We start from the raw sequence: 22,923 nt of genomic DNA on the forward strand, positions 1-22,923 counted from the left end.
GATTTCAGGTCTGTTCGACCTGAAATCTGAATCCGTCTCTAAATCAAAGAGATAGAGCATGATGCCGTCCGAAAACCGCTTCACACTTTTCGGTATCATGCTCTAGCAGGTTGTTGAAGAAGTACTGGCGCGGCTGTTTGGAGCGTGATTCACTGCTCCCCGGATGATTTGGGGATTTGTGGATGCGCGGCTCAGACGAACGGACAGGTTCGCTGTTTTCGTATGTCGACCTTGAGGCGCGGGTTCGCCGCGACCATCCGCTGCGGGTGATACGAGAGATCGTGAACGCCGCTCTTGTGGAGATGGACGGCGATTTTGCGGTGCTTTATCCGCCCGGACTCGGCCGCCCGTCGATCGCGCCGGAACGTTTGCTGCGTGCGATGCTGCTGCAGGCCTTCTACGGCATTCGCTCGGAGCGTCAGTTGATGGAGCGGATGGAGTTTGATCTTCTGTTCCGCTGGTTCGTGGGGCTTGGTGTAGACGAGCCGGCCTGGGATCATTCGAGCTTCACCAAGAACCGGGATCGGCTGCTGGAAGGTGAGATCGCGGCAAAGTTTCTGCGCGCGGTGCTTGCTCAGCCAAAGGTGAAGCGGCTTTTGTCGTCGGACCACTTCTCGGTGGATGGGACGCTGATCGAGGCCTGGGCTTCGATCAAGAGCTTCCGCCGCAAGGACGGGGACGACAACGACCCGGATGGAGCGGGCCGTAACGCCGAGCGCGGCTTCCACAAGGAGAAGCGCTCCAACGACACACATCAGAGCACGAGCGACCCGCAGGCACGGCTCTACAAGAAGGGCGACGGGCAGCCGGCGAAGCTCTGCTACATGGGGCATGCGCTGATGGAGAACCGTCATGGGCTGGCGGTCGATGGCGGCATTACCCAAGCGACAGGTACGGGCGAACGTGATGCCGCGCTCGCCATGTTGGATCGCAGACCGTCGCGGCGGCGCATCACACTGGGTGCGGACAAGGCGTATGACGTGCGCGCTTTCATCAAGGATCTGCGCGAGCGCAAGGTCACGCCGCATATCGCCGTCGACGGCCATCTGAGCAAAACCGGCAAGCCTCGCGTGACGGCGGTCGATGGCCGCACGCGTCGCCACGCCGGCTATGCGGTCAGCCAGCGCCGCCGCAAGCGGATTGAGGAGGTGTTCGGTTGGATCAAGGCCTCGGCCGGCATGGCCAAAGTCAAGCTGCGAGGATGCGCCCGTGTGGGCGCGGCCTTCACCTTGAACCTGGCGGCCTACAATCTGATCCGCTTGCCCAAGCTGCTGGCAGCGCCGATATGAGCCTCACCGGCCGCTGGCGGATCGTCGCGATGCCCGACTATGTCGAGAACTATCGCGACATGATGGAGGCCGCCTACATTGAGTTCGCGGCCGACGGCTCCGGCGAATTCGCCTTCGGCTGCGTCACTGGGCAGATCTTCGGCGCGGGCGACGGCAACAATGCCGCCTTCTCCTGGCAAGGCAATGACGAAATGGACGAAGCCCAAGGCAATGGCTGGGCCGAAATCCAACCAGACGGCTCCATCAGTGGACAAATCTGCTTCCATGGCGGTGACGAAGCAGACTTCGTCGCCCGCAAGTGGACTTCTTCAACAGCCTGCTAGGCGGTACGCGAATGAGTGCAAGCAAAGAGCGTAAGCCCGAGATCAGTTTTGCCGATTTCGATCGTGTCGACATCCGCGCCGGCACGATCGTCGAGGCCGAACCGTTTCCGGAGGCGCGCAAGCCTGCCTTCAAGCTGAAGATCGATTTCGGGCCCGACATCGGGGTGAAGAAATCGTCGGCGCAGATCACCAAATACTATACGCCGGAAATGCTGATCGGCCGGCAAGTGTTCGCGGTGGTCAATTTTCCGCCACGCCAGATCGGGCCGTTCATGTCTGAAGTGCTGACGCTGGGCTTTCCCGACGAGGAGGGCGCCGTGGTGCTCGGAGCGATCGAGCGAAAAGTGCCAGACGGCGGGCGGCTGTTCTAGAGAACCACCGCCGCGTTCCTTGACGGGCCCCCCTCTGTCCTGCCGGACATCTCCCCCTCAAGGGGGGAGATCGGCAGCTTCGTCTCCACCGCCTCTTGTTTTGCAGCGTAGAAAATTGGCGAAAGCAGTCACCACATCCAATCTCCCCCCTTGAGGGGGAGATGTCCGGCAGGACAGAGAGGGTGCTGTCCCGCTGCGTTTCAGGTCGATGGAGGTCCTAGGCGGCCAGCTTGCGCGTCCTGCCGAGCGCTTCCTCGACACAGTCGAGAAACATCTCCGCACAGGCTTTCCAGCTGTAGCGCATGGCGCGTTCGCGGGCTTCGGCGCGGTCGACCTTGAGGGCCGCAAGCGAGGCCTCGCGCAGATCGTTGGAGACCGCGCCGCCGATGCCGTCACCGACAATGTCGATTGGGCCTGTCACCGGATAGGCTGCGACCGGCGTGCCGCTGGCCAGCGCCTCGATGATGACGTTGCCGAATGTGTCGGTGCGGCTGGGGAAGACGAAGACGTCGGCCGAGGCGTAGATCTCGGCCAGTTCGTCATTGGGGCGATGGCCAAGGAAATGCGCCTTGGGATATTTCGCCTTCAATTTGGCAAGCTCCGGTCCTTCGCCGACGATCACCTTGCTGCCGGGCAGGTCGAGGTCGAGGAAGGCAGAGAGGTTCTTTTCAATGGCGACGCGGCCGACGCAGAGGAAGACCGGGCCGGGGAAGCCGAGGTCCTTGCGCTTGTCCGGGCGGAAATGGTCGGTGTCGACGCCGCGCGTCCATGGCCTCAGCTTGTTGAAGCCGCGCGCCGAAAGGTCATCGGCGAGCGACTGGGTGGCGACCAGCGTACCCTGGCCGGAATTGTGGAAATCACGCAGCCAGCGATAGGCCCAGCTCTCCGGCACCGGCAGCCGGGCGCTGAGATATTCGGGAAAGCGCGTGTGATAGCTGGTGGTGAACGGCCGGCCGGCATTGCGGCAATAGCGCCGCGCCATGATGCCGAGCGGGCCTTCGGTGACGATGTGGACGTGGTCCGTCTTGTAGGCATCGATCAGGCGCGCGACATGGCCCGGCGTGGTCAGCGCCAGGCGGATGTCGGGATAGGTCGGCAGGGGCAGTGTGCGAAAGATGTTGGGCGTCAGGAAATCCACCGCCACGTCGAAGGATTTCAGCGTTTCGGTGAGCCGCTCCAGCGTGTGGACGACGCCGTTGACTTGCGGGCGCCAGGCGTCGGTGACCATCAATATGCGCATGGCGGCCCTTTGCTGGAAAGGTCGACGGTTGCCTTGAGACGATGCCGGAACGGCGACCAGCCGGCTGCCCTCGCTTCGCTCCAGCGCACCCGGGTGGGCACGGCGTCGAAGTGAGGCGGCAAGATCGAATCAACTGTAGTCGCGCGTTTCATGCGCGCTCTTCACCATGATTTCATGACGAGCGGATGAAGCCTGATACTTGACCTGGTATTTGGGCTTGGTATTTGGGCGTGATACTTGGGCTTGCCTAGGCCGGCACCTTGATCACCGCGCGCAGGCCGCCGAGCGGGCTGTTGTCGAGGGTGATGTCGCCGCCATGGCTGCGGGCGATGTCGCGGGCGATCGACAGGCCGAGCCCGGTGCCGCTGGCGTCGAGGTTGCGGGCCTCGTCGAGCCGCACGAAGGGCTTGAACACGTCCTCGCGCCTGTCGGCAGGGATGCCGGGACCGTTGTCGTCGACGGTGACGACGAGCGAGCCACGGCCGTGATTGGCGCTGACCTCCACCGTCTTGGCATAACGAAAGGCGTTGCCGATGACGTTGGACAACAGCCGGGCGAAGGCATTCGGCCTGACATGCACGGTCGGATCGCCGGAAAGCGTCGTCGACAGCTTGCATTTGCGCAAGGCGGCTTCGTCGCCGAGCTTCTGGAAATAGGCTTCGAGATCGAAACGCCCCGGGTCCTCCGAGGCCTCGCCACGGGCAAAGGAGAGATAACCCTCCAACATCGACTGCATGTCGTCGATGTCCTGGTTGAGCGCCGCCTTGGTCTCGGCCTTGCCGCCGGCCAGCGCCAGCTGCAGCTTGAAGCGGGTGAGGATGGTTCTGAGATCATGGCTGACGCCGGTCAGCATGGCGGTGCGCTGTTCGATCTGGCGCTCGATGCGCTCGCGCATCTGGATGAAGGCAAAGCCGGCGCGGCGAACCTCCTCGGCGCCGCGCGGGCGAAAATCGCGCGGCATCGGCCGGCCCTTGCCAAAACTCTCGGCGGCTTCGGCGAGCGTCAGGATCGGCCGGATCTGGTTGCGCAGGAAGGGGATGGCGATCATCAGCAGCACCAGCGAGGTACCGACCATCCAGATCAGGAAGATGTGGGTGTTGGAGGCATAGGCCTGGCTGCGGCGCACGAAGACGCGCAGCACCTTGTTCTCGAGCTGGACGCGCACCTCGACGATGTTGGAATTGCCGACTGTGTCGATCCAGAACGGCCGGTTGATCTGGCGGGTAATCTCGGACGAGAGAACGTCGTCGAGGATCGAGAAGAACGGTTTTGGACCGGGCGGCGGCAAAGGATCCGGTGGCAAGAGGTCGACCTTCAACTGCATGCGATCCTGCGCGATGCGGATGATGGTGGCGTAGTCGGCATCGTGCGGGTAGGTCTCGATCAGGTCGATGATGGCGGCGATGTCGCGCACGGTTGCCTGCGACAGGCGTTGCGTCACGGTTGCCCAATGGCGCTCCATGAAGACGAAGGCGACGACCGATTGCAGCAGGATCATCGGCGCGATGACGATGATCAGCGAGCGCGCATAAAGGCGCTTGGGCATGTAAAGCGAAACAAGGCGCCAGAACCGGTTCCAGATGCGCGGCACCGCCTTGAGCGTTCGCGTGGCGCGTGCGCTCAAGCCGTCAGATCCCGGCCCTTCCAGTTCCGTCGTCGCCATTGGCTCTTTTCATTTCGTCCGCGGCATTAGATCGGGAAGACGATTCGGTTGGATCGTCTTCCCGATCTAACTCTTTGCTGGAGCATGATCTTTTCCGAAAACCGGTTCCCACTTTTCGGGATCATGCTCTAGCGCCGCGGCCGGTATTCTATTCCACGCTGAGCCGTTCTGGAACAGCCGTGGCAGTTCAAGTAGTTAGGCTGTCAAACCCTAGATTCTTTGTCATTGATAACAAAGGTTTTTTTCCCAAATTGTCAAATCTGATAGGCTCACGTGGTGGACACTCTGAGGCCCAATCGCCGAAGAGATGTTGCAGCTCATATAGGATATTGCGTCGATCTCAAAAGGGCTGGTCACACCGTTGGATGGTTCCATGTCCCGTGTGTGCGAAAGGCTCGGATCTCAGACGAGAAGATCATGCGATGGCGATGGCGAGAGCCAGCTCACGTCCGCGGCCCTTGAGTTTCAATGCGGGGGTAGGACAGATACAATTTCGCCGGTGGTCATATAAACGATCGCGCCGCGTGGCGCCGAGGTTGCTTGAAGGTAGCCCTGCAACTGCTGAACATACGCGGCGCGGTGCAGGCCTGTGTCGCGATCGCTCTTCCAGTCCAGAACCTCCAGGACTTTGCCGTCCTTGATTGCGATTGCATCGACACGGCCGGCGAGAAGACTGCCGGCCTCTATCTCGCCCCAGATAGACAGTTCTGGCACAAGCATGGGCAAGAGACGTTGCACATACGGCATCCGGTAGGTCTGCAACGTGGTCGCCGCGAGTTCACCGAGGGCCGGGAGGGGTCCCTCTGCAGGGTCGATGGCAAGAAGCTCGTTGAGAAGACGTTCAGCGCGTGCGGCAACGTCATCCTGCGATGAGAGTTCGCCCGTCAGAAGTTCCTCCATGAGCTTATGAAGAACCAGCCCGCGTGTCCTGCCGGCGCCAGTGGGCTCTACGTATTCGAACGCGCCGCTCGGTTCGGGTGCCATGGCCGGTGCCAGGATCTCGGCGCGATCCGCATCGTGGGCGCTGGGATTGACCCAGCGCAGCACTGGTGAGGCTGCCTGAACGATGGCGGCTTGTCGTCCGAAAGTGTCTTCGTCCTGAGGTAACGCGGCTGCGTCGAAATTGGCGGTCGTTCGTGGCACGAGTTGGTTGAACCGCAATTCTTCAAGCAGGTCGAATCTCAGATTGAGCAGTTTCGACCACGCGCCTGGTTCGGCCGACGAAAGATTGGGAACGACCAACAGGTCGCGGGCGCGGGTGGAGGCGACATACCACATGCGTTGATGTTCCAGCGCCTGACGCTGGGATTGCTCCTCGCGAGCACGCCTAAGTGCAGAGGAGCAGACACCGCCGATGACCCAGTGCAGCGTGTTGTCGGATTGACGATGGACGAAACGCTCGGAGGGTCTTGCACGCGTGCCCATGTTGATGGGGATCACCACCGGCCACTCAAGGCCTTTGGCGCTGTGAATGGTCACGATCTCGACCGCGTCCTTCGTCGCGTCGATCCGGCCCTCCTGCCGCGACGCGCGACGGTCCCAATCGAGCTGGAGATGACGGACAAAAGACCGAAGCCCCCGGACGTCAAATGGCCGCGCCAGTTCAACGATGCGATCGAGATTGGCAAGTGAGCGCGCGGCCCGGTTGTTCCCGCTTCGCGCTGACAGAGCGACACGCAGCTGAAGCTGCTCTATGGCCTCGGCCAACAAAATGCGCGGCGTCGTGATGTTCACCCGCGCGCGGAGCTTTTGCAGCGCCTCGAGGATGGGACGGGCGATGCGATGGGACACCAGAGCCGGCGGTGTCGTGATGTCAAAGAGGCCAGTCGGCGAAGCGTCTGGTCCGGCTCGGTGAACCTCTTCTGCGATGTCGAGCAACTCTTCGTCGCTGAGACCGACCATGGGTCCGCGCATGAAGGCGCCGAAGGCAAGCCGGTCGCGCGAATCCGCCAGCATACGCAGCAGCGCCAGAACGTCCTGGGTCTCCTGCTGGAGCAGGAGCGTCTTCCCGGCCTGCGACGCTACGGCAAGCCCGAGCGTCTCGAGTGCCCGTTCGTAGCGCCAAAGGTCAGTGCCGGTTGGGGCGAGCAGGGCAATGTCGCCCGCTTCAAGGAGGCGCCGCGTGCCATCGTGTTCATCTTCGATTTCGATTGCGCCAACGAGTTTGGAACATATCTGCGCAACGATGGCCGCTTCCTCATCGCGCTGCTCGGGCATCCTCGCCTTTCGGCCGTCGCCAATGGTCACATGGGACGCGGAGGGCAGTCCATGCAAAGCGCCCTCGCGTGTGGCGGTGAGCGCGCCATAGCTTGGCTGACCGCTGGCATCAAGAACCGGTTGGAACACGGCGTTCACATAGTCAATGATGCCTGGCTGGCAGCGAAAGTTGGCCCCGATGTGGACGATACGGTCGTCCCCCAGGCGCGCAATCGTCCGCTTCGCCTGATTGTAGCTGTCGATGTCGGCACCACGAAAGGCATAGATGGATTGTTTGGGATCGCCGACCACAAACAGCGCCCCGTCGCGAATGTCGGCATCCTGCCAGCGATCGGGCATTGCGCGCGCCGCGATCGAAAACAGGATGCTGGCCTGGATGGGATCGGTGTCCTGGAATTCATCAACCAGAATATGCGCAAAGCGTCGACCGACAGCCTCGCGCACGACATCGTTGGTAGTCACCAGGGCGTGGGCGCGCAGCAGAAGGTCGTCGAAATCGAGGACAGCTGCGTCACCCTTGCGCTCAATGTAGAGGTCGGTGACGGGGTCGAGGGCACGTGACATCTGATCGACCATGGCGTCGCCGATCTGGCCGACGAGCTCTGCAAATTGCGTCTCACAGTTAAGGGAATGCGTCTCGGCCTGCTGGTCGAGCTCCGGGCCTTGTTCCTTGCCATAGGCCGATTTCCAATAGCCGAGATTGCGCTGCTTCTTAAACGCGAACTCGTTCCATTTCATCGAGGCAGTACGCGGCGGGTCGGCAAGTTCCCATAAGCGAGCAAAGGTTGGCTGCGTCTCGAAGCAGTTCTGGTAGAACGTGGCGAGGGTTTCGAACTCACCAACCAGGGTCCCGGTGCGTCGTTCCTTGGGATAGTCCGCTTGCCAGCGTCGGAAGGCACGGACGCTCTCGACAAAATCGATATCCTTGCGCAGCGAGAAGTCGACCGAAACTGTGCCGGCCCCTGGGTGTTCAAGCTTGAGCTTGGCAAGGTCGACGCTGTCCTTGACGACCTTCAAGGGTTCGAACTTGGAAAGGGTCGCGACCGGATCCGCGCCTTCCCTCGCTTGCATAGATAGGCGGTCAAACAGCCATTTGGAGATGACGCTCTCGAACATCGCGTCGGCCGCAGACCCATCCATCATTCGCGATCCGGGGTCGAGTCCCGTTTCGACGGCATAGGCCATGATAATCTGCTGGCAGAACGCGTGAATCGTGCACGCGGTTATCTCGTCGAAGGCATCAATTGCCGACCTGAGGACAGCCTTCCTTTCATTGAGCAGCTCAAGGGTTACAGCGCCGCGCAGGACCTTCGGGATTTCTCCTGCCAGCAGTTGGGTTGCGTATTCCCGAATGCGCAGCGACAGCTCGCTGGCGGCGAGTTCAGTGAACGTAATGGCGGCGATGCTGCGGGGCGTCGCACCGTACAACATCAGCATTACGACACGGCCGGCAATCAGCGATGTCTTGCCCGTGCCGGCGGCCGCTTCGACCAGCAACGTCTTGTCGAGTTCCATGAGAACACGACTGCGCTCGAGGGCATCGCTCAGCATCACCGCTCCCTCCAGAGGGGCGCGAGCTTATGCTGCGCGGCGTGGAAACCTTCGTCCTTGCGCCCCTGGTAGCGGTCGAGCGCCGCAGGTAGCGCGATCCTGAGTTGGTTGTAGCCAGCGAACGCATCTGGTCCGGGATAGGCGATCCCAGCTCTGAGCCCTTCGACCGCGATATCGATGAAGCGCAGCAGCGTCTCTTGCGCTTGCTCGAGCACGTCGCCTTCAAGACGCGCCGGAGGTTCCATAGTGTCGAGGTAGACGAGACGGGAGATGATCGTGCTTGCCTCGGGGATAAGCTGTTTGATCGTGGCGGCATAGAGGGTGCGCTGAACCTCCGCTCCGCCGCCCAGGATGACGTCGCGCAGATCGCGCGGTGTCTTGCCGGTCTTGTAGTCGGACATCCGGACGCCACGGCGGTCGGGCTTCACGTCGACGCGGTCAATGCGGCCCTTCAAGAGGATGCCGAAACGGCCGATCAGGACCTCTTGGTCTTCGCGCCAGGGATCGGAACGCTTTGCGTGCGATTCTGGCGTGCCGAACGGCACCTCGCTGAAGCTGCGGGTACCAGGACCGAAGCGGTCATCGACCGTTAGTCCGCGGTGGGCCCGTCGCCGTGCCTCTTCGATCGTATCCAGCCAGAGCAACCGCGGCGGCACGGCCCGGGTCAGCGGCCATTGTTCCGCGATGCTGTTGGCGGCTGCCTCAAGCGCGCTCTCGATTTCTGCTGGCGTTGCGCTGACAAGGCTGGGCATGCGCTCGACGGCGAGGCGCAGCAATTCATGCACGAGCTCACCGAAGGTCTTCGCATCGAGTTGCAGCGGCTGAACCGCCAGCTCAGGCGCGGTCATCCCCAATACTCTTAGCCACACATAGCCCATGGGATCACGCAACAGCCGCCGCAGCGACGTCGCGGATTGCGGCAAGCCCAGAGCTCGCAAAACAGCCGGATGGTCCTTTCGGAACCCGCCGTCATGTGGCGTTGTCTCAAGCCTGCGCGTCCAGTTGGTCCAGCAGGAAATGACGCTCTGTATGCGCGGCAAGGCGAGCGCATCCTCGGCGCGAGCCAGCAGGCGATCACCCTCGCTGAAGGCATGGTCCGGCGTCCTCGTGCGGGAAAGGGGACGCTCGGCAACCTGATGCTGCAGCAACCCACTTTTGGCGAGGAACGCGCCTTCGGCCGATCGCCTGCTGCGCGATAGCGTCACCTTCGAATCAGGATGGCCGGTCAGAATCTCGAAGGCCAACCGATCCCGCTCGAGGCGGGGCAGGTCGACCAACTCGCGTGCGTTGAGCACATGGTCAGGCAGGAGCGGATCCGCGTTGTCGCCACGGGGCCAGCTTCTGCTCGAAAGGCCAAGCAGACGCATGTGCTTGCGTGGCGCGCCAACCAGATCCGACGCCCGTGCCCAGACCACATTGTTGGCAGGGTCTCTACCGTCGGCGATGCGCAACGAGGTCAAGGTCATCTCCATTGCCGCCGCCGGCGCCAAACGAAGGGCCTCCTGCCAGAGCCCAAGGCTGCTGCCGCGCAGAAGCAACTTTCCAAGTTTGACCGCTGCTTTGGGGCCGTCCACAAGGTCATTAAGCACCGGCATGACGACCGTTGCGATCGGGGAACCGTCGGTCCGGGAGAGTGTCTCCAGACTTCGCGCCCAATGCACCGGCTCGAAAAGGCCCGCCTCGGTGGAAATTCCTTTCATCCAGTCAGCCGGAAGCGCCTCCGACAGGTAAGGAGACAGCAGGGACAGACGCCGAATGCGATCCTGCGACAGGCCGTTGACCATCGCATCGGCGAGCGCCGCGCAGGTCTGGCCGGCGCGCGTGCTCAAGGCTGAGACGCCGCCGGCGAAATGGATCGGGAGACCAGCGTCCGCCGCCAGGACCAGCATGTGATCATCCCACATGCTCAAATCAGCACTGGCGATCGCGATGTCGCAGGCTTGTGTCACACCATCGCTCAACAACGCGCGCGCCCAACGAAGCGCTTCAACCACCTCCGCGCGCGGGTCGGCGCAAACCTCACAGATCAGATGTTGGGGGGGCTGCAGGGCGCTTCCCAGGATCGCACCGGGAAACCAGCTCCGGTCGCGCGTGCCTGCCGCGTCCCACGTGATTTCGACGACCGAGGCGAGGGCCTCGATGAGAGGCCGCCAGAGCGGGTCGACGGAAACGAGCCGGTGGAGATGGAGAGGGCCGACGACGGCGGGTGCGTGAGCGATGCGCGCAAGCGCCCGATCGCGCAGATCCCCGGGCAACAATGCGCCGATTGGGAGATGCTCGCGCAGAAACGCTTCGATGCGCCCGAGGTCGCTCAGCCTGGCCCTCCCATTGAGCGGATCGTCGAGGCGAAGGTCAGCGGCCCACACACGCTCCAGGCTTGAGAGAACAGCGCGCGCCATGCCAGGCCTCGTCTTGACCTTTTCGAGCTCGTCAAAAGTAATCTCTGCAAGTGCTTGAGCAACGATCGGCACAAGCGTTGCGTGATCGGCCGGTCGGCTGAAACCACCCGCAAGGCGCGCCGCGAGCAGTGCAACCGTAGCGACATCGAGACCGTGGTCACCCGTTCGCGCGGCTGCGACACGCTGCATGCGAAAGGCCAAGTTGCCTTCAACGACGACGGTGTGACGTTTCATGCTGAAGAGGACACTTGTTGCGGCGCTATCAGCCGGTCGTCCGACGGTAGATTCTGACGTATCGTAGATCAGGGGCCCTGAACTGCAAGGCCGCCCTGTACTAAACCCTAACCACCTCCAGATTGCCCGTTAGCCGCCGTTGCGCCATTCCTGGCAGTGATGCGGGAGTCATCTCCAGTACGGCCAGTTATATCCACCTTCGGCCCGCTTGTGCGACAGAGGATTCAGATGATTTGTTCTGCAGCGGCGGCTTACGGCAATTGCGATAGAATGGCGGACTGACAGCTTCCGGCCCCACAGCCGCCTGCCAGCAATGCGCGTCATATTGGTCGTGGAGATAAGCCATCCTTTCGCTGGAACGCGGACGTTCAGGCTGGTAGGTTCCTCTGGTCAAAACGCGCGGCGCCAAGACTAAGAAGCCCAGTTTCCATTTCCCGAGGCAGACGGTGGGTCAAACCGCTTGAACGGCGGTCCCTCCTACAGAGTGATAGGAGTGGACGTTATCTCGAGAAGGTGGCCAAAATTCACCGTTTGAACCTGTAGTGTGGAGTAGTCCATGGCTGGACCACGAACGTTAAGCCAGACGGCAGTTGGCGCAGCTTGGCTAGATCAATTTGCCGCCGGCGACCGCGCAAATGCAGCCAGCTTGCTGGACGCAATGCTACTTCTGAATGAGGAGCAGGTCGGCACGTCGATCCGATTAGCCTTGGATCGCATCGCAGAGGGGCAACGTCACCGCAAGCGGCGTGTCGCTCTTTACGCCGAACGTGAGTTCGACTCCTCGATGATTTTCGAGGTTCAGATGCTCCCGGATGCGCAGGGCCGGTTGCGTCGACGTGCGGTCGGCTACAATGGTCCACCCGCTGTCAGGCCGGTGCGCGGCCGTGCTCGCGTTGGGAGCGAGGGCTTCGTAGCACATCTCATATCGCAGGCGACGGAACGCTGGCCGAGAAGTCTTCATGAACCATCCTGGTCCGGACAGGCTGAGGGGGAAGACCGCTCCCGCAGGCGAAATAGTGATCGTCAGCGACTTCCTGGGGTCAGGCACGCGCATATTGACTATGCTCGACAAGTTCTGGGCCGTTCCCACTGTGCGCTCGTGGAAATCGCGTGACATGGTGAGGTTCCGGGTGGTGGCTGCCGCAGCAACGCTATCCGCGCAGAGCAAGGTGCGCCGTCATCGGCTAAGGCCGAAGGTGGAAGCCGAATGGATCGCTCCTACTGTTAGATCCTCCGCCGACTTTCGGACTGTCCTTTCATGGATGCGACTGATCGATAACAACGGGCCGGAGGAAGGGCGTGGCACTGGACGCTACGGCTTCGGCGGTGAGGGTGCGCTGATCGCATTCAACTACCGGCTTCCCAATAACACCCCGGCATTGATTCATCATGGCGATGGCGACTGGCAACCGCTCTACGCAGGATCCGCGCCGCCGGAACTGCGCGAAGTGTTTGGGGTGAGGTCACTCGACGAGGCGATCATTTCCGCTGCACAAGCAAACGGGGTGGTGTTCGGCCGCGAGCTGACGGAAGAAGACCGACAGACGATATTCGTGCTGAGCATGCTGAAAGGGAGATGGTATCGGGGAGCTGAAGTCGCGTTGGCGTCGAGGACGTCCTTACCTGCACCCGCTGTCCTGGACATTCTTTTGCGCGCGTTAAGGTCCGAATTAATCACGCGCTCGGGCCGGATAACCGACAAGGGATACAAGTTTATGGAATCGGGTCGGGCAGGTGAGCGGAAGACTCCGATTATTGCAACTTCCCCGGTTCCATACTATCCAGAAGTCCTGAGAATCCCAAAGGCTCAGCTCATCTAGACATGCCGTCTTCGGACGGCCAAGACTGTGGGTACGAACCTGCCGTCTAGGGGGACGGGGTTTCCTGTCGCCGGTGAAAGAGCTCTCGAATGCAGGTCCACGTCGCGTCATCCATCGTTGCCCGCTGGGCAACCTCCTCGGAGGCTCGTTTCGATGGACGACGCGACGCCGCCAGGGCCGATCTAAAGTAGATGAAGCACCCTTGGGATTCTCAGACATTTGCATCGGGGGCCAAAGACAAAGGACGTTCAGCCGAAACGGTGGCGGCATCAATCGCGGCAGCGTTAGCGATAAAGCGGCGCCATCCCGACCTGCCCGTGGTGCTAACGCTTAATCATCTCGCCCATCTGTCCGATGTATCCTCCGATTTCCTGCAGGAAATCGCGCACCGCAAGATCGATCCGTATCGTGTATTTCGCGTCAAGAAGCGAGGCGTCCCGAACAAAGTACCTGCACCGCCACGTCGATACCGCACCATTTGCGTGCCAGAGCCACGCCTCATGCGGGTCCAGCGGTGGATCTCTCAGAACATCCTAAAGGTGATGCCATCACATCACGCGAGTTTCGCTTTCATCAAGGACCGCGACTTGGTAGACGCTGCCGAGCGGCATGTGGGCGCGAAGTGGCTGGTTAAGATGGATGTCCGGCATTTCTTCGAGTCGATCCCCGAGGACTCTGCATACAAGGTGTTCCGCAGCTTTGGCTACGGAGCTCTGATTTCGTTTCAGATGGCCCGCATTTGTACTCGGCTTCCGACCCACTTGCGGAGCGACCCGAGGAATCGCTTGGGACGGGGCGAAGAAGCCCGACCATACCGCACGCAACCTATGGGACACTTGCCGCAAGGTGCGCCGACCAGTCCGATGCTCGCCAACTTTGCTTGTGAAACTCTTGACTCTCGACTGGCCCACCTCGCCTCTTCGGAGAACTGGACTTACACCCGGTACGCCGACGATCTGGCGTTCTCGCGCGCTGGCGATTCTACCCGTGCCGAAGCAATGCACTTGGCTAAGCGGGTAGAGACGGCGCTGGAGGCTTCAGGTCTGGTCGTGCACCGTCAAAAGACAGCGATTGTGCCACCTGGCGGAAGAAAAATCTTGCTGGGGGTCACCATCGACACCGGCCAACCCCGTCTCACAAAGTCGTTCAGGAACAACATTGAAACCCATCTGTACGCACTGAATCACGAAGACATCGGCCCCGAACGTCACCGTGCGAAACGCGGCTTTGCCTCCATCATTGGCATGCGTCGGCACATCTTCGGCCTGATCGCATTCGCCCATCAAGTTGACGAAGCCTATGCGTCGAAACTCTATGCCGAAGCCAACAAGGTGGATTGGAATAGGTGAATCTGAACAGAACTGAAGTGGAAGTAGAAGATAACGCTTTCCCACGAATAGCATGCTATTTTTGGACCAGTTTGTAGAGATTCGTGGAGGCGATTGGTGTATGTTTCCGAAATCTATGCGGCAGGCTTTCGCTGCTTCAATCCAAGCACTCCTCTGCAACTGAAACTCTCACCCGGACTCAATATTCTCGTGGGGCCAAACGACGCTGGCAAGAGCGCGATTGTCGACGCTGCCCGGTACGTTCTTTGGACACGTGGGGACGATTACATCCGCCCGGACGAACACGACTTCCACGTCGGCGCCGACGGCACACGGGGCTGCGACTTCGTCGTGCGATGCACCTTCGACGACCTCAGCGCTGATGAGGAAGCCCGCTTTCTCGAATGGTGCACTAACGAAAGGGGAAAGCTCCGTCTGTACGTTTTCATGCGGGGCGCCCGTCGGATCTCTCGTGGCGGCGGCAATATCATCTCCAGCCAGTACCGCGCTGGCGCCGAAGGCGAAGGCCTGCCGCTCGACGGGGAACTGCGCGAGTATCTGAAGGCCACCTATCTCAAGCCTCTGCGGGATGCCGAGCGCGAGATGCGAGCAGGACGCCGGTCGCGTCTGTCGCGCATTCTCGGCGCGATGCCCACGATGGGGCCCGAGAGCAAGCCCGCCGCGCCGGGTGCCAACGCTACACTTCACGATACGCTTGCTGGGGTTGACGCGGCGGTCAGGGGCAATGCTGCCGTGGGGGGCGTCGCCAGCAGCGTGAATACCGATTTTCTCGACAAGCTGTCGTTCGTGGATGATCGCCTCGTTGCGACGCTGGATTTGGGCGCGGGCGGGTCGTTCGATCAGATCCTCGAACGGTTCGAGCTCTATCTGAATGCTAAGGCTGGCACTGAGCGCGTGCAGCGGGGGCTGGGCTACAACAACCTGCTGTTCATGGCGGCCGAGCTGTTGTTGCTCCAGTCGCATCCCGATCAGGTGCCGTTTCTGCTGATCGAGGAGCCGGAAGCTCATCTGCATCCCCAGCATCAGACGCTCTTCATGCAGGTGCTTGCGGCCCGTGCCGCCAAACCGAACCCCGAAAATGGTGAGACGCATCAGCAGGTCCAGGTCCTGCTTACCACCCATAGCCCGCAGCTCGCGGCCGGCGCCAAGCTTGAGTACATGACGATGATCGTCGGTCATCGTGCCTATCCGCTAGACATGGCCCATACCCGGCTCGACGCCGACGATTATGAGTTCCTCCGTCGGTTTCTTGATGCGACCAAGGCTAACCTATTCTTCGCCCGCGCGCTGATTGTTGTTGAGGGCGATGGCGAGCACCTGTTGCTGCCCGCAATCGCCGAAAAGCTCGGTCGTCCCCTTAGCCGCCACGGAGTGTCGATGGTCAATGTCGGTCACCGCGGTCTGTTCCGCTACAGCCGGATTTTGCAGCGTAAGTTCGGGAGCTCGATCGCGGTGCCGGTGGCGCTAATCCCTGACAGGGACATTCCGCCCGCTGAGGCCAAGGATCTTGTCGGTGATCGGAAGACCGAGAACGAGCTCACCCGGGAGGAGGTGGCCGCGCGGTTGAAGACGCTGCGGCGCGACGTCGGGGACCCCGTCGACGCTTTCATTGCCGACAGTTGGACGCTCGAGTTCGATCTCGCGTTGCAGCCCGAGCTTGCTGAGAGCGTTCACCAGGCGGTCCAGCTTGCAAAGACCAGCAGTCGCAAGCCCCAGCGACTTGCGAAGGTCGCGGAGAAGGCCAGCGAAACCTACAAAGGCTGGAAAGAGGCTGGGCTCACTTCGACGGAGATTGCAGTCAAGATTTACCGGCCCGTCCATGACAACGAGGCTTCCAAGGCCGAGGTCGCCGAACAACTCGCCGCCATACTTCGCAAGCGCACCGATACGCCGAAGCAGATGCGTGATCGGGTTCCGGCCTATCTGGTGCGCGCGATTGATTACGTGACGGGTGGCTATGTCCCAGGCGCGCCGGCGATCGCTCCCGAACCGGAAGCTGAAGACGAAGAGATCGGGGTCGCAGGGATGGACGGCGCGGCGGCGGTGCGGGCATAGCGCCATGTTCGAGATCCTGCCGCTCACACCTGACCTGCTCGCCGAACTTGGCGACGAATTGGGCGGCTGCGATTTCAGCGACCCAAGCCAGACCGATTTCCTGGCGAAGGCCACCGCTTGTGACGTCCAGGCCGCGCCCGGCAATGGCAAGACAACGCTGCTGGCGGCAAAGCTCGCTCTGCTTTCGCGTAGCTGGTCGACCCGCCGGCGGGGTGTCTGCGTCATCTCGCATACCAATGCCGCGCGGACGGAAGTCGAAGACTTGATAGCCCGTCACCCGACTGCGGCGCGGCTGATGGCCTATCCCCATTTCACCGGCACGGTCACTGTGTTCATCAACCAGTACCTCGCCTTGCCCTATCTTCGAGGCCTGGGTTGGCACCTGCGTCAGATCGACGATGATGCGTTTGCGGCCGAGGCGCTACGGCGTTATCCCGGTTGGGGGGTACTCGACAGAATGGCCAAGAATCCGAAACTTAAGCTCAGGCGACGGCTTGAGGATTGGATAGCCCATCTGGATCTTGATCCTGCTTTTTCGGATGACGCGATATCCCCATCATCTTTGGAGGTGCGCAGGCGTAAGGGGCAGCACGGCGCCGATAAGCCCTGCGGTATCGCGTTGGCTCAGCTCAAAGCCTCGATGGTCAAGAGTGGGCTCTATCGCTATGCCGACATGACCGTGCTCGCGTGGCGTGCGCTCCGCGAAAAACCGAGTCTCGCCGAGCGGCTTCGCGACCGCTTTCCGCTCGTCATTCTTGATGAGGCCCAAGACACAAATGGCGACCAACTTCGGTTGCTGGAGCACGTGTTCAAGCAAGACGGGGCGGCCTTCCAGCGTCTCGGGGACATCAATCAAACTTTATATGAGTACGATGGAGCGGCGCCGGCCAATTGGACGCCAGGTCCCGGTTGCATCCCTCTCGATACGAGCCGCAGGTTCGGCGGAGAGATCGCCAGTTTTGCAAGCCGGCTGACCATGCGCCAGGCTCAGACTATTGTAGGGTTGGGCGCACGGCCGGCGTCGCGGGTGATATTCCTGTTCGATGAAGCTACGATCGGACAGGTTCTCGGAGCCTTCGCTGAACAGGCACGGGCGCTGTGGGGCAGTGATTGCTGCACACGCGACGTCTGGGCGGTCGCGTCACGTCACAATCCGGCCGGCAAGAAAGGAGCGTGGCAGCCGAAAAGTCTCGTCGACTATCATCCCGCATATCGCAGTGAGGGCGGGTCTCGATCGAAAGCGAACCTCCTTTGCCGGTTGCTTCAGAAGGCTGCGGTACACCACGCTGCGGCGCGACCTCCCTCAGAAGTCAGTGAGATGCTCTGCGTTGGAGTGGCTGAACTGGCGCGTGCTCATGCTTGGAAAGCGGCGAGTGATCGTCCGGTCACCGCGCATAATGTCTGGGCGGCGCTTGCGCACCGGGACCTCGCGTTGCCGCGCACCATACGTCGACTGCTCCGGGACCATGTGCTTGCCGGCGCTGCCGTTTGGGAAGAGGAGGCATGGCTGGCGTTCATGGTAGCATTGCTACCGCTCTTCAGTCCGCCTCCGCAGGGCTCGGAGGGCGATATCGCGGATTTTTGCGCCTTTGTCGCTGAGCAAAAGGCCGATCTCGCCGACCCCTACCGCCGTTCCACAAAACAGGTGCAGTTCGACGATCTCACGTTGCGGCTGGGGTCGATCCACTCGGTCAAGGGCAAGAGCGTAGACGGCATTCTCGTCGTTGAGAGCGAGGTTTGGAAAGGCAGTAGCGCAGACGAGCAGTGCATTGACCTGACTACAGTACTTCCACGTGCGTTCGGCATTAGCAACGAGGCCTTTACAGGGGTAGCGCTCACTGCCGCGACAAATGTCTTCGTGGGTATCACTAGGCCGCGCGAGTTGCTAGGCCTCGCGCTGCGCAAATCGCATTCGGCGGCCGTAGGAGAGGCCGCTCAGGCGCAGGGATGGACGGTCATCGATCTGACCGCGAGTTTTTAGAAAACATTGACGTCAGAAACTAGTCTAGTCACCTGACGTCCGCTTAGCGGTCCCTCGGGCCAAATTCGGAAGGTCTGCTCCTGATGCGGTGGACGGCTCTCCTCCCTTCCTGCGGTATGATCGCGGGATTAGAGCTGGAGGAGCGCTATGATGAGCAACGTTACGACAATCGGTCTGGATATTGCGAAGTCCGTGTTTCAAGTCCACGGCGTGGATGCGGCTGGTGAGGTTGCAGTTCGCAGGAAGTTGACGCGTGGGCGTGTGCTGCCGTTCTTTGAGAGCCTGCCGCGTTGCCTGGTCGGAATCGAGGCCTGCAGTTCGTCGCATTATTGGGCGAGAGAACTGACTGCACGTGGCCATGATGTGCGGCTGCTGCCGGCACAGTATGTGAAGCCTTATCTGAAGCGGCAGAAGAATGATGCTGCAGATGCAGAGGCGATCTGCGAGGCCGTGACAAGACCGACGATGCGCTTCGTGCCGGTGAAGTCGCCCGAGCAGCAGAGTGTGATGATGCTGCACCGGGTTCGATTGATGCTCAACCGCCAGCGGACACAGATATCGAACGCGTTGCGGGCGCACCTATCCGAGTTCGGGGTCGTGGCGCCGATCGGGCGTAATGGAATTGAGCAACTTCTCGTGGTCATCAACGACGAGAACGATGCCAGGATACCGGCCGACGCACGGCTTTGCCTGAGGATGCTGGAAGCACAGCTTCGTGTCGTGAAGGAACAGATCCTCGAAAACGATCGCCGGGTCCGTGCGAGTGCGCGAGAGACCGAACTGGGTCGCAGGTTGATGGAGATTCCGGGCGTTGGCCCGCTGCTGGCGAGTGCGTTCGTTGCGACCGTCGCCGATCCGCACGCGTTCAAGTCGGGGCGATGCCTCTCGGCTTGGATCGGGCTCGTGCCGAAGCAGAACTCTAGCGGGGGCAAGGAGAAGCTCGGCAGCATCTCCAAGGCCGGCAATCGCTACCTGCGACAGTTGCTCGTGGTCGGCGCCATGGCGGTCATCCGCTATGCCGAACGGAACGGGACCAGGCGGCCATGGCTGGTGCAACTGATGGCGCGGCGAACAACCAAGGTCGCGGCGGTTGCGCTGGCTAACAAGACAGCCCGCATGGTCTGGGCATTGATGACCGGCGGCGAGCGCTACAGGGAGCCGGTCATCGCATAGAACGAAACAAGGCGCGGGATCGCCAACGAGGTTGGAAAGGGCGGACAGGAGCTAATGCACAAAGCCGGTTGAAACCGCCGGATCAGGAAAACCCACTGGGGCCGTGCACCATAAGTGCGAGCTTTCGATCGGGACCTGAAACGCGCGAATGGCATTATGGCCAGCGGCACATGAAAGGCCGCACCTACAGGTCGGATACATGGCCGCACCAACCAGCAACTGCAAAAGCTCACAAATCCCTTGCCAACGGAGAGCCGTCCATACACGGCCCCATTTCGGTCGCTCAATGTATGGCCGCTGTGATCCGTCCACCAGGCGGGCTTCGAGAATGCCGCGACGCCTGAACTAAGATTGAGATCTCCGCACGTAAATGCCCTAGGCCATGTCTCCGATCTGTCCTGGTGACACGAGCGGAGTCATATTTCCTTGTCATGATTGCGCGCAATACACGTACCCATAGTAATGTTGCTATAGATAGAAAGTAAACGTATGAAATAAAGAAAGTGATAAACAAAATGAGTATGCCTTCAAGCCATCCTAACGCCAATACGGAAATCGCAAAATTCATAAAAGGTCGCATCGATCTGCTGAAGAGGAGAAAGAGCCAGAAAGACATTGCGGCTGAAGCTGGGTTCACCAACGTTAATTTTCTCTCGATGATAAAGTCGGGCGCCGCGAAAGTTCCGTTTGACCGCGTGCCCGGTTTGGCGAAAGCGCTGGAGTGCGACCCTGCGAGACTTTTCCTCCTTGCGCTCGAACAATACTATGAGAGCAGCGCGTTGGTGGCGATCAAGCAGATTTTCGGAACTGTCGTGAGCGAGAACGAGGTTTTATGGATTGAGGCGCTTCGCAAAGCCTCCGACAATACTAATCCACCCGTAACTGCCAAGCGCGCAAAGATCTTGCGTGCGATTTTTGGGAAGATCGGACCCTACCCGGGTCAATGACAGCCGCCGTGTGAGCAATCCAACGACGCTGGGTCGAAACCTCGCCTGTCGGCATTCGCTCCCATGCTGTTGATGATGTGTCGGGCGAGAGGAGGTGGATGTCGGTGCCGCTCGCATGTGAAGCGCGATTGAGAAGCGTGGCGCCAACGACCACAGGTGCCAGGGTAGAAACCCGATCACCGTAAGTGACCGGGTTCCACCCCGTTGCGGTCATTCAGTTGCGAGCGTTGCATGACGCGATCTGACCAACACGGACGTTCTGTTTCTCGCAGGATCGACATCAGGCTTGGGATTTTTCCCCTAGGTATTGGCGGCCCACAGGGCTAGCATAGGGCTTACTGGGGGTGTGCGATGACAGACGTCTCGATGCGCCGGGCGGACTTCATGATGGTCCTGGCCTATGCTTCGGACCTCGCCACTGGCCATTCTCGCGACTTCGCGCTGAAATCCTGCGTGCTTGCAATGCGGATCGCCGATCTTGCGGGTGTTTCCGAAGAGGTTCGGCGCAATGCCTACCACCAGTCGATGCTGCGCTATGTCGGCTGCAACGCCGACACGGACCTTCTGTCGGCCACCTTCGGCGACGAAATCGCTCTTCGCCAAGATCTTGTCGGTCTCGACATGGGCAATCGTGCGGAACTGGGCAGGGTCTTCGTGCAGGCCTTCAAACGGTTCTACTACGATCTCGAGCCTGACGCGCAGGGCAAGGCGATCGAGGCCGCGATGTCGCAGGCGCTCGCGGTGGCCCGCCCGGTGCTCACCGCGCATTGCGAGGTCGCGCAGCGGATCGGCCAACGGCTTGGCCTGTCCGAGGAGATCCGGCGAAATCTCGGGCAGATCTACGAACGCTGGGACGGCAAGGGCCTGCCGCGTGGGCTGAGCGGCGAGGATGTCTTGCCGGCCGTCCGCCTGATCACGCTAGCGCAGGATGCCATTGCGCTCAGCGAAGCCGTCGGCATCGAGGGGATGGCCGAAACCATCGCCAGGCGCGGCGATGGCCCATACGAAGCGGATCTAGCCCGGCTCGTCTCGGCTAACGCGGCGGCCTTGATGGATGGCATCGGCGCGACGGTCGACCGCGAGACCATTTTGGCGCTTGAGCCCGATCCGCCGGTAACACTGGATGAGGCAGCCTGCGATGAGGCGTTCCTGGCCATCGCTGACATGATCGACATGCGCATGCCGTTTACGCAGGGCCATTCGAGGATGGTGTCGGAACTTGCCACCGGTGCGGGGAAACGGATCGGGTTGCCCGACCCTGACGTTCGGGCGCTGCGCTGGTCGGGCTGCATCCATGATATCGGCGAACTGGTGGTCCCGGTGGCGACCTGGATGCGGAACGGCCCGCTTTCGGTGCGCGAGCGCGACGCGGCGCAGCTTCACGCCTATTACGGCGAACGGGCGTTGGCCTCGTTCGGCCGCGAGGGCGATGCGATGGCTGCCCTCGTGCTTCGCCATCACGAGCGCCTGGATGGCTCGGGCTATCACCGCAAGGTCGGCGGCTCAGACCTGTCCCCGGCGGCAAGGATCCTGGCCGCTGCCGAAGCCTTCCAGACATCGCGAGAGGAACGTCCGCACCGCAAGGCGCTGTCCAGCGAGGCGGCGGCGGCACAGCTGCGCGCCGCTGTGCGTGACGGTTGTATCTGCCCTGACGCCGCAGAGGCCGTGTTGTCCTTCTCGGGGCTGCCGTCGCGCCGAGCGCTGCCGAGGGCGCTTGCTGGCATGACGCCACGCGAGATCGAGGTGCTGCGGCTGATCGCCGCCGGCCTTACGGTGAAGGAAGCGGCAAGCAAGCTCGATATCTCGCCCAAGACCGCGGACCACCATATCCAGAGCGTCTATTCCAAGATCGGCGTGACTACCCGCGCCGCGGCCGCGCTCTATGCGGTCGAGCACGGTCTTATCCGACCGGGCGAAACGCAGGCATAGGGAATCCACCCCATGTGCACCCGCTTGCGGGCGCGCATCGTGATCCTGTCGACGGACCAATGGTGGCCGCGACCGACAGGAGGAAATCAGATGCTTCTCGCAACGACCAAAGTGCTGGACGTCGACCACTTCATCCGCATCTTTTCGACCAAGGGCGCCGACAAGCGCCGGCTGCACGGCTCGAACGGCGCAACCGTCTTCCGAGACCCCAGCGAGCCCGACCGCGTCTGGGCGATCTTCGACTGGGACGCCGAGGGTTGGAAGAATTTCGTGTCGGATCCGGAGGTGCCGGCGATCTTGCAGGAAGCCGGCCATGTCGGCAAGCCTCAGGCGGCACTGCTGCTCGGCCACTACGAGGCCTGAGCTCCCCGCGCCGCGCGCC

15 protein-coding genes are annotated in these 22,923 nt (G+C 61.4%); 11 read left to right on the plus strand and 4 right to left on the minus strand.

Features of this window, described 5'->3' with window-relative positions; translation table 11 throughout:
• The first annotated feature begins 182 nt into the window (after positions 1–182).
• From AC0V7N_RS15065 to AC0V7N_RS15075, 3 genes are read left to right on the plus strand one after another with little or no spacing between them, the layout of a single operon-like run.
• Positions 183–1,289: an IS5 family transposase gene (locus AC0V7N_RS15065; protein WP_475450046.1), complete on the plus strand. Its 1,107-nt coding sequence runs from the start codon at positions 183–185 to the stop codon at positions 1,287–1,289.
• Positions 1,286–1,612: a hypothetical protein gene (locus tag AC0V7N_RS15070; RefSeq protein ID WP_475451542.1), complete on the plus strand. Its 327-nt coding sequence runs from the start codon at positions 1,286–1,288 to the stop codon at positions 1,610–1,612. The genes AC0V7N_RS15065 and AC0V7N_RS15070 overlap by 4 nt, the downstream gene beginning before the upstream one ends.
• Positions 1,613–1,623: 11 nt before the next feature.
• Complete coding sequence (locus tag AC0V7N_RS15075; RefSeq protein ID WP_475458764.1) at positions 1,624–1,983, plus strand: tRNA-binding protein; 360 nt, start codon at positions 1,624–1,626, stop codon at positions 1,981–1,983.
• Positions 1,984–2,200: 217 nt separating this feature from the next.
• On the opposite strand, the gene AC0V7N_RS15080 is transcribed toward AC0V7N_RS15075, so the two are convergent.
• The 4 genes from AC0V7N_RS15080 to AC0V7N_RS15095 form a co-directional block, all read right to left on the minus strand.
• Positions 2,201–3,223, minus strand: coding sequence for a glycosyltransferase family 4 protein (locus AC0V7N_RS15080; RefSeq protein ID WP_475458766.1), 1,023 nt, complete (start codon positions 3,221–3,223; stop codon positions 2,201–2,203).
• A gap of 247 nt (positions 3,224–3,470) precedes the next feature.
• On the minus strand, positions 3,471–4,886 hold the full coding sequence (locus AC0V7N_RS15085; RefSeq protein WP_475458768.1) for an ATP-binding protein: 1,416 nt from the start codon (positions 4,884–4,886) through the stop codon (positions 3,471–3,473).
• A 465-nt stretch (positions 4,887–5,351) separates the two neighbouring features.
• Positions 5,352–8,654, minus strand: coding sequence for a UvrD-helicase domain-containing protein (locus AC0V7N_RS15090; RefSeq protein WP_496627932.1), 3,303 nt, complete (start codon positions 8,652–8,654; stop codon positions 5,352–5,354).
• On the minus strand, positions 8,654–11,287 hold the full coding sequence (locus tag AC0V7N_RS15095) for a PD-(D/E)XK nuclease family protein (protein ID WP_475458773.1): 2,634 nt from the start codon (positions 11,285–11,287) through the stop codon (positions 8,654–8,656). Before AC0V7N_RS15095 ends, AC0V7N_RS15090 begins: the two co-directional genes overlap by 1 nt.
• 1,016 nt (positions 11,288–12,303) lie before the next feature.
• Between AC0V7N_RS15095 and AC0V7N_RS15100 the strand changes: the two genes are divergently transcribed.
• From AC0V7N_RS15100 to AC0V7N_RS15135, 8 genes are all read left to right on the plus strand, one after another.
• Positions 12,304–13,107 carry a phosphoribosyltransferase-like protein gene (locus AC0V7N_RS15100; protein WP_475458775.1) on the plus strand — a complete coding sequence of 268 codons (804 nt, stop codon included), beginning with the start codon at positions 12,304–12,306 and terminating at the stop codon, positions 13,105–13,107.
• A 191-nt stretch (positions 13,108–13,298) separates the two neighbouring features.
• On the plus strand, positions 13,299–14,456 hold the full coding sequence (locus AC0V7N_RS15105) for a reverse transcriptase family protein (RefSeq protein ID WP_475458777.1): 1,158 nt from the start codon (positions 13,299–13,301) through the stop codon (positions 14,454–14,456).
• Between the two features lie 96 nt (positions 14,457–14,552).
• A complete protein-coding gene (locus tag AC0V7N_RS15110) occupies positions 14,553–16,511 on the plus strand; it encodes an ATP-dependent nuclease (RefSeq protein WP_475458780.1) in 1,959 nt (652 codons plus the stop codon).
• Between the two features lie 4 nt (positions 16,512–16,515).
• On the plus strand, positions 16,516–18,492 hold the full coding sequence (locus AC0V7N_RS15115) for a UvrD-helicase domain-containing protein (protein WP_496627933.1): 1,977 nt from the start codon (positions 16,516–16,518) through the stop codon (positions 18,490–18,492).
• Positions 18,493–18,642: 150 nt separating this feature from the next.
• A complete protein-coding gene (locus AC0V7N_RS15120) occupies positions 18,643–19,665 on the plus strand; it encodes an IS110 family RNA-guided transposase (RefSeq protein WP_379105863.1) in 1,023 nt (340 codons plus the stop codon).
• A gap of 515 nt (positions 19,666–20,180) precedes the next feature.
• On the plus strand, positions 20,181–20,612 hold the full coding sequence (locus tag AC0V7N_RS15125; protein ID WP_475458784.1) for an XRE family transcriptional regulator: 432 nt from the start codon (positions 20,181–20,183) through the stop codon (positions 20,610–20,612).
• Between the two features lie 351 nt (positions 20,613–20,963).
• Positions 20,964–22,541, plus strand: a complete 1,578-nt coding sequence (locus tag AC0V7N_RS15130; RefSeq protein ID WP_475458786.1) for an HD domain-containing phosphohydrolase — start codon at positions 20,964–20,966, stop codon at positions 22,539–22,541.
• 90 nt (positions 22,542–22,631) lie between these two features.
• Positions 22,632–22,904, plus strand: coding sequence for a hypothetical protein (locus AC0V7N_RS15135; RefSeq protein WP_475458789.1), 273 nt, complete (start codon positions 22,632–22,634; stop codon positions 22,902–22,904).
• Positions 22,905–22,923: the final 19 nt, after the last annotated feature.

This window comes from Mesorhizobium kamtschaticum, from assembly GCF_056174585.1.

Coding starts and splice junctions, on each gene's coding strand:
- AC0V7N_RS15065 (WP_475450046.1), top strand. CDS start 183: ATGCGCGGCTCAGACGAACGGACAGGTTCGCTGTTTTCGTATGTCGAC.
- AC0V7N_RS15070 (WP_475451542.1), top strand. CDS start 1,286: ATGAGCCTCACCGGCCGCTGGCGGATCGTCGCGATGCCCGACTATGTC.
- AC0V7N_RS15075 (WP_475458764.1), top strand. CDS start 1,624: ATGAGTGCAAGCAAAGAGCGTAAGCCCGAGATCAGTTTTGCCGATTTC.
- AC0V7N_RS15080 (WP_475458766.1), bottom strand. CDS start 3,223: ATGCGCATATTGATGGTCACCGACGCCTGGCGCCCGCAAGTCAACGGC.
- AC0V7N_RS15085 (WP_475458768.1), bottom strand. CDS start 4,886: ATGGCGACGACGGAACTGGAAGGGCCGGGATCTGACGGCTTGAGCGCA.
- AC0V7N_RS15090 (WP_496627932.1), bottom strand. CDS start 8,654: ATGCTGAGCGATGCCCTCGAGCGCAGTCGTGTTCTCATGGAACTCGAC.
- AC0V7N_RS15095 (WP_475458773.1), bottom strand. CDS start 11,287: ATGAAACGTCACACCGTCGTCGTTGAAGGCAACTTGGCCTTTCGCATG.
- AC0V7N_RS15105 (WP_475458777.1), top strand. CDS start 13,299: ATGAAGCACCCTTGGGATTCTCAGACATTTGCATCGGGGGCCAAAGAC.
- AC0V7N_RS15115 (WP_496627933.1), top strand. CDS start 16,516: ATGTTCGAGATCCTGCCGCTCACACCTGACCTGCTCGCCGAACTTGGC.
- AC0V7N_RS15120 (WP_379105863.1), top strand. CDS start 18,643: ATGAGCAACGTTACGACAATCGGTCTGGATATTGCGAAGTCCGTGTTT.
- AC0V7N_RS15125 (WP_475458784.1), top strand. CDS start 20,181: ATGAGTATGCCTTCAAGCCATCCTAACGCCAATACGGAAATCGCAAAA.
- AC0V7N_RS15130 (WP_475458786.1), top strand. CDS start 20,964: ATGACAGACGTCTCGATGCGCCGGGCGGACTTCATGATGGTCCTGGCC.
- AC0V7N_RS15135 (WP_475458789.1), top strand. CDS start 22,632: ATGCTTCTCGCAACGACCAAAGTGCTGGACGTCGACCACTTCATCCGC.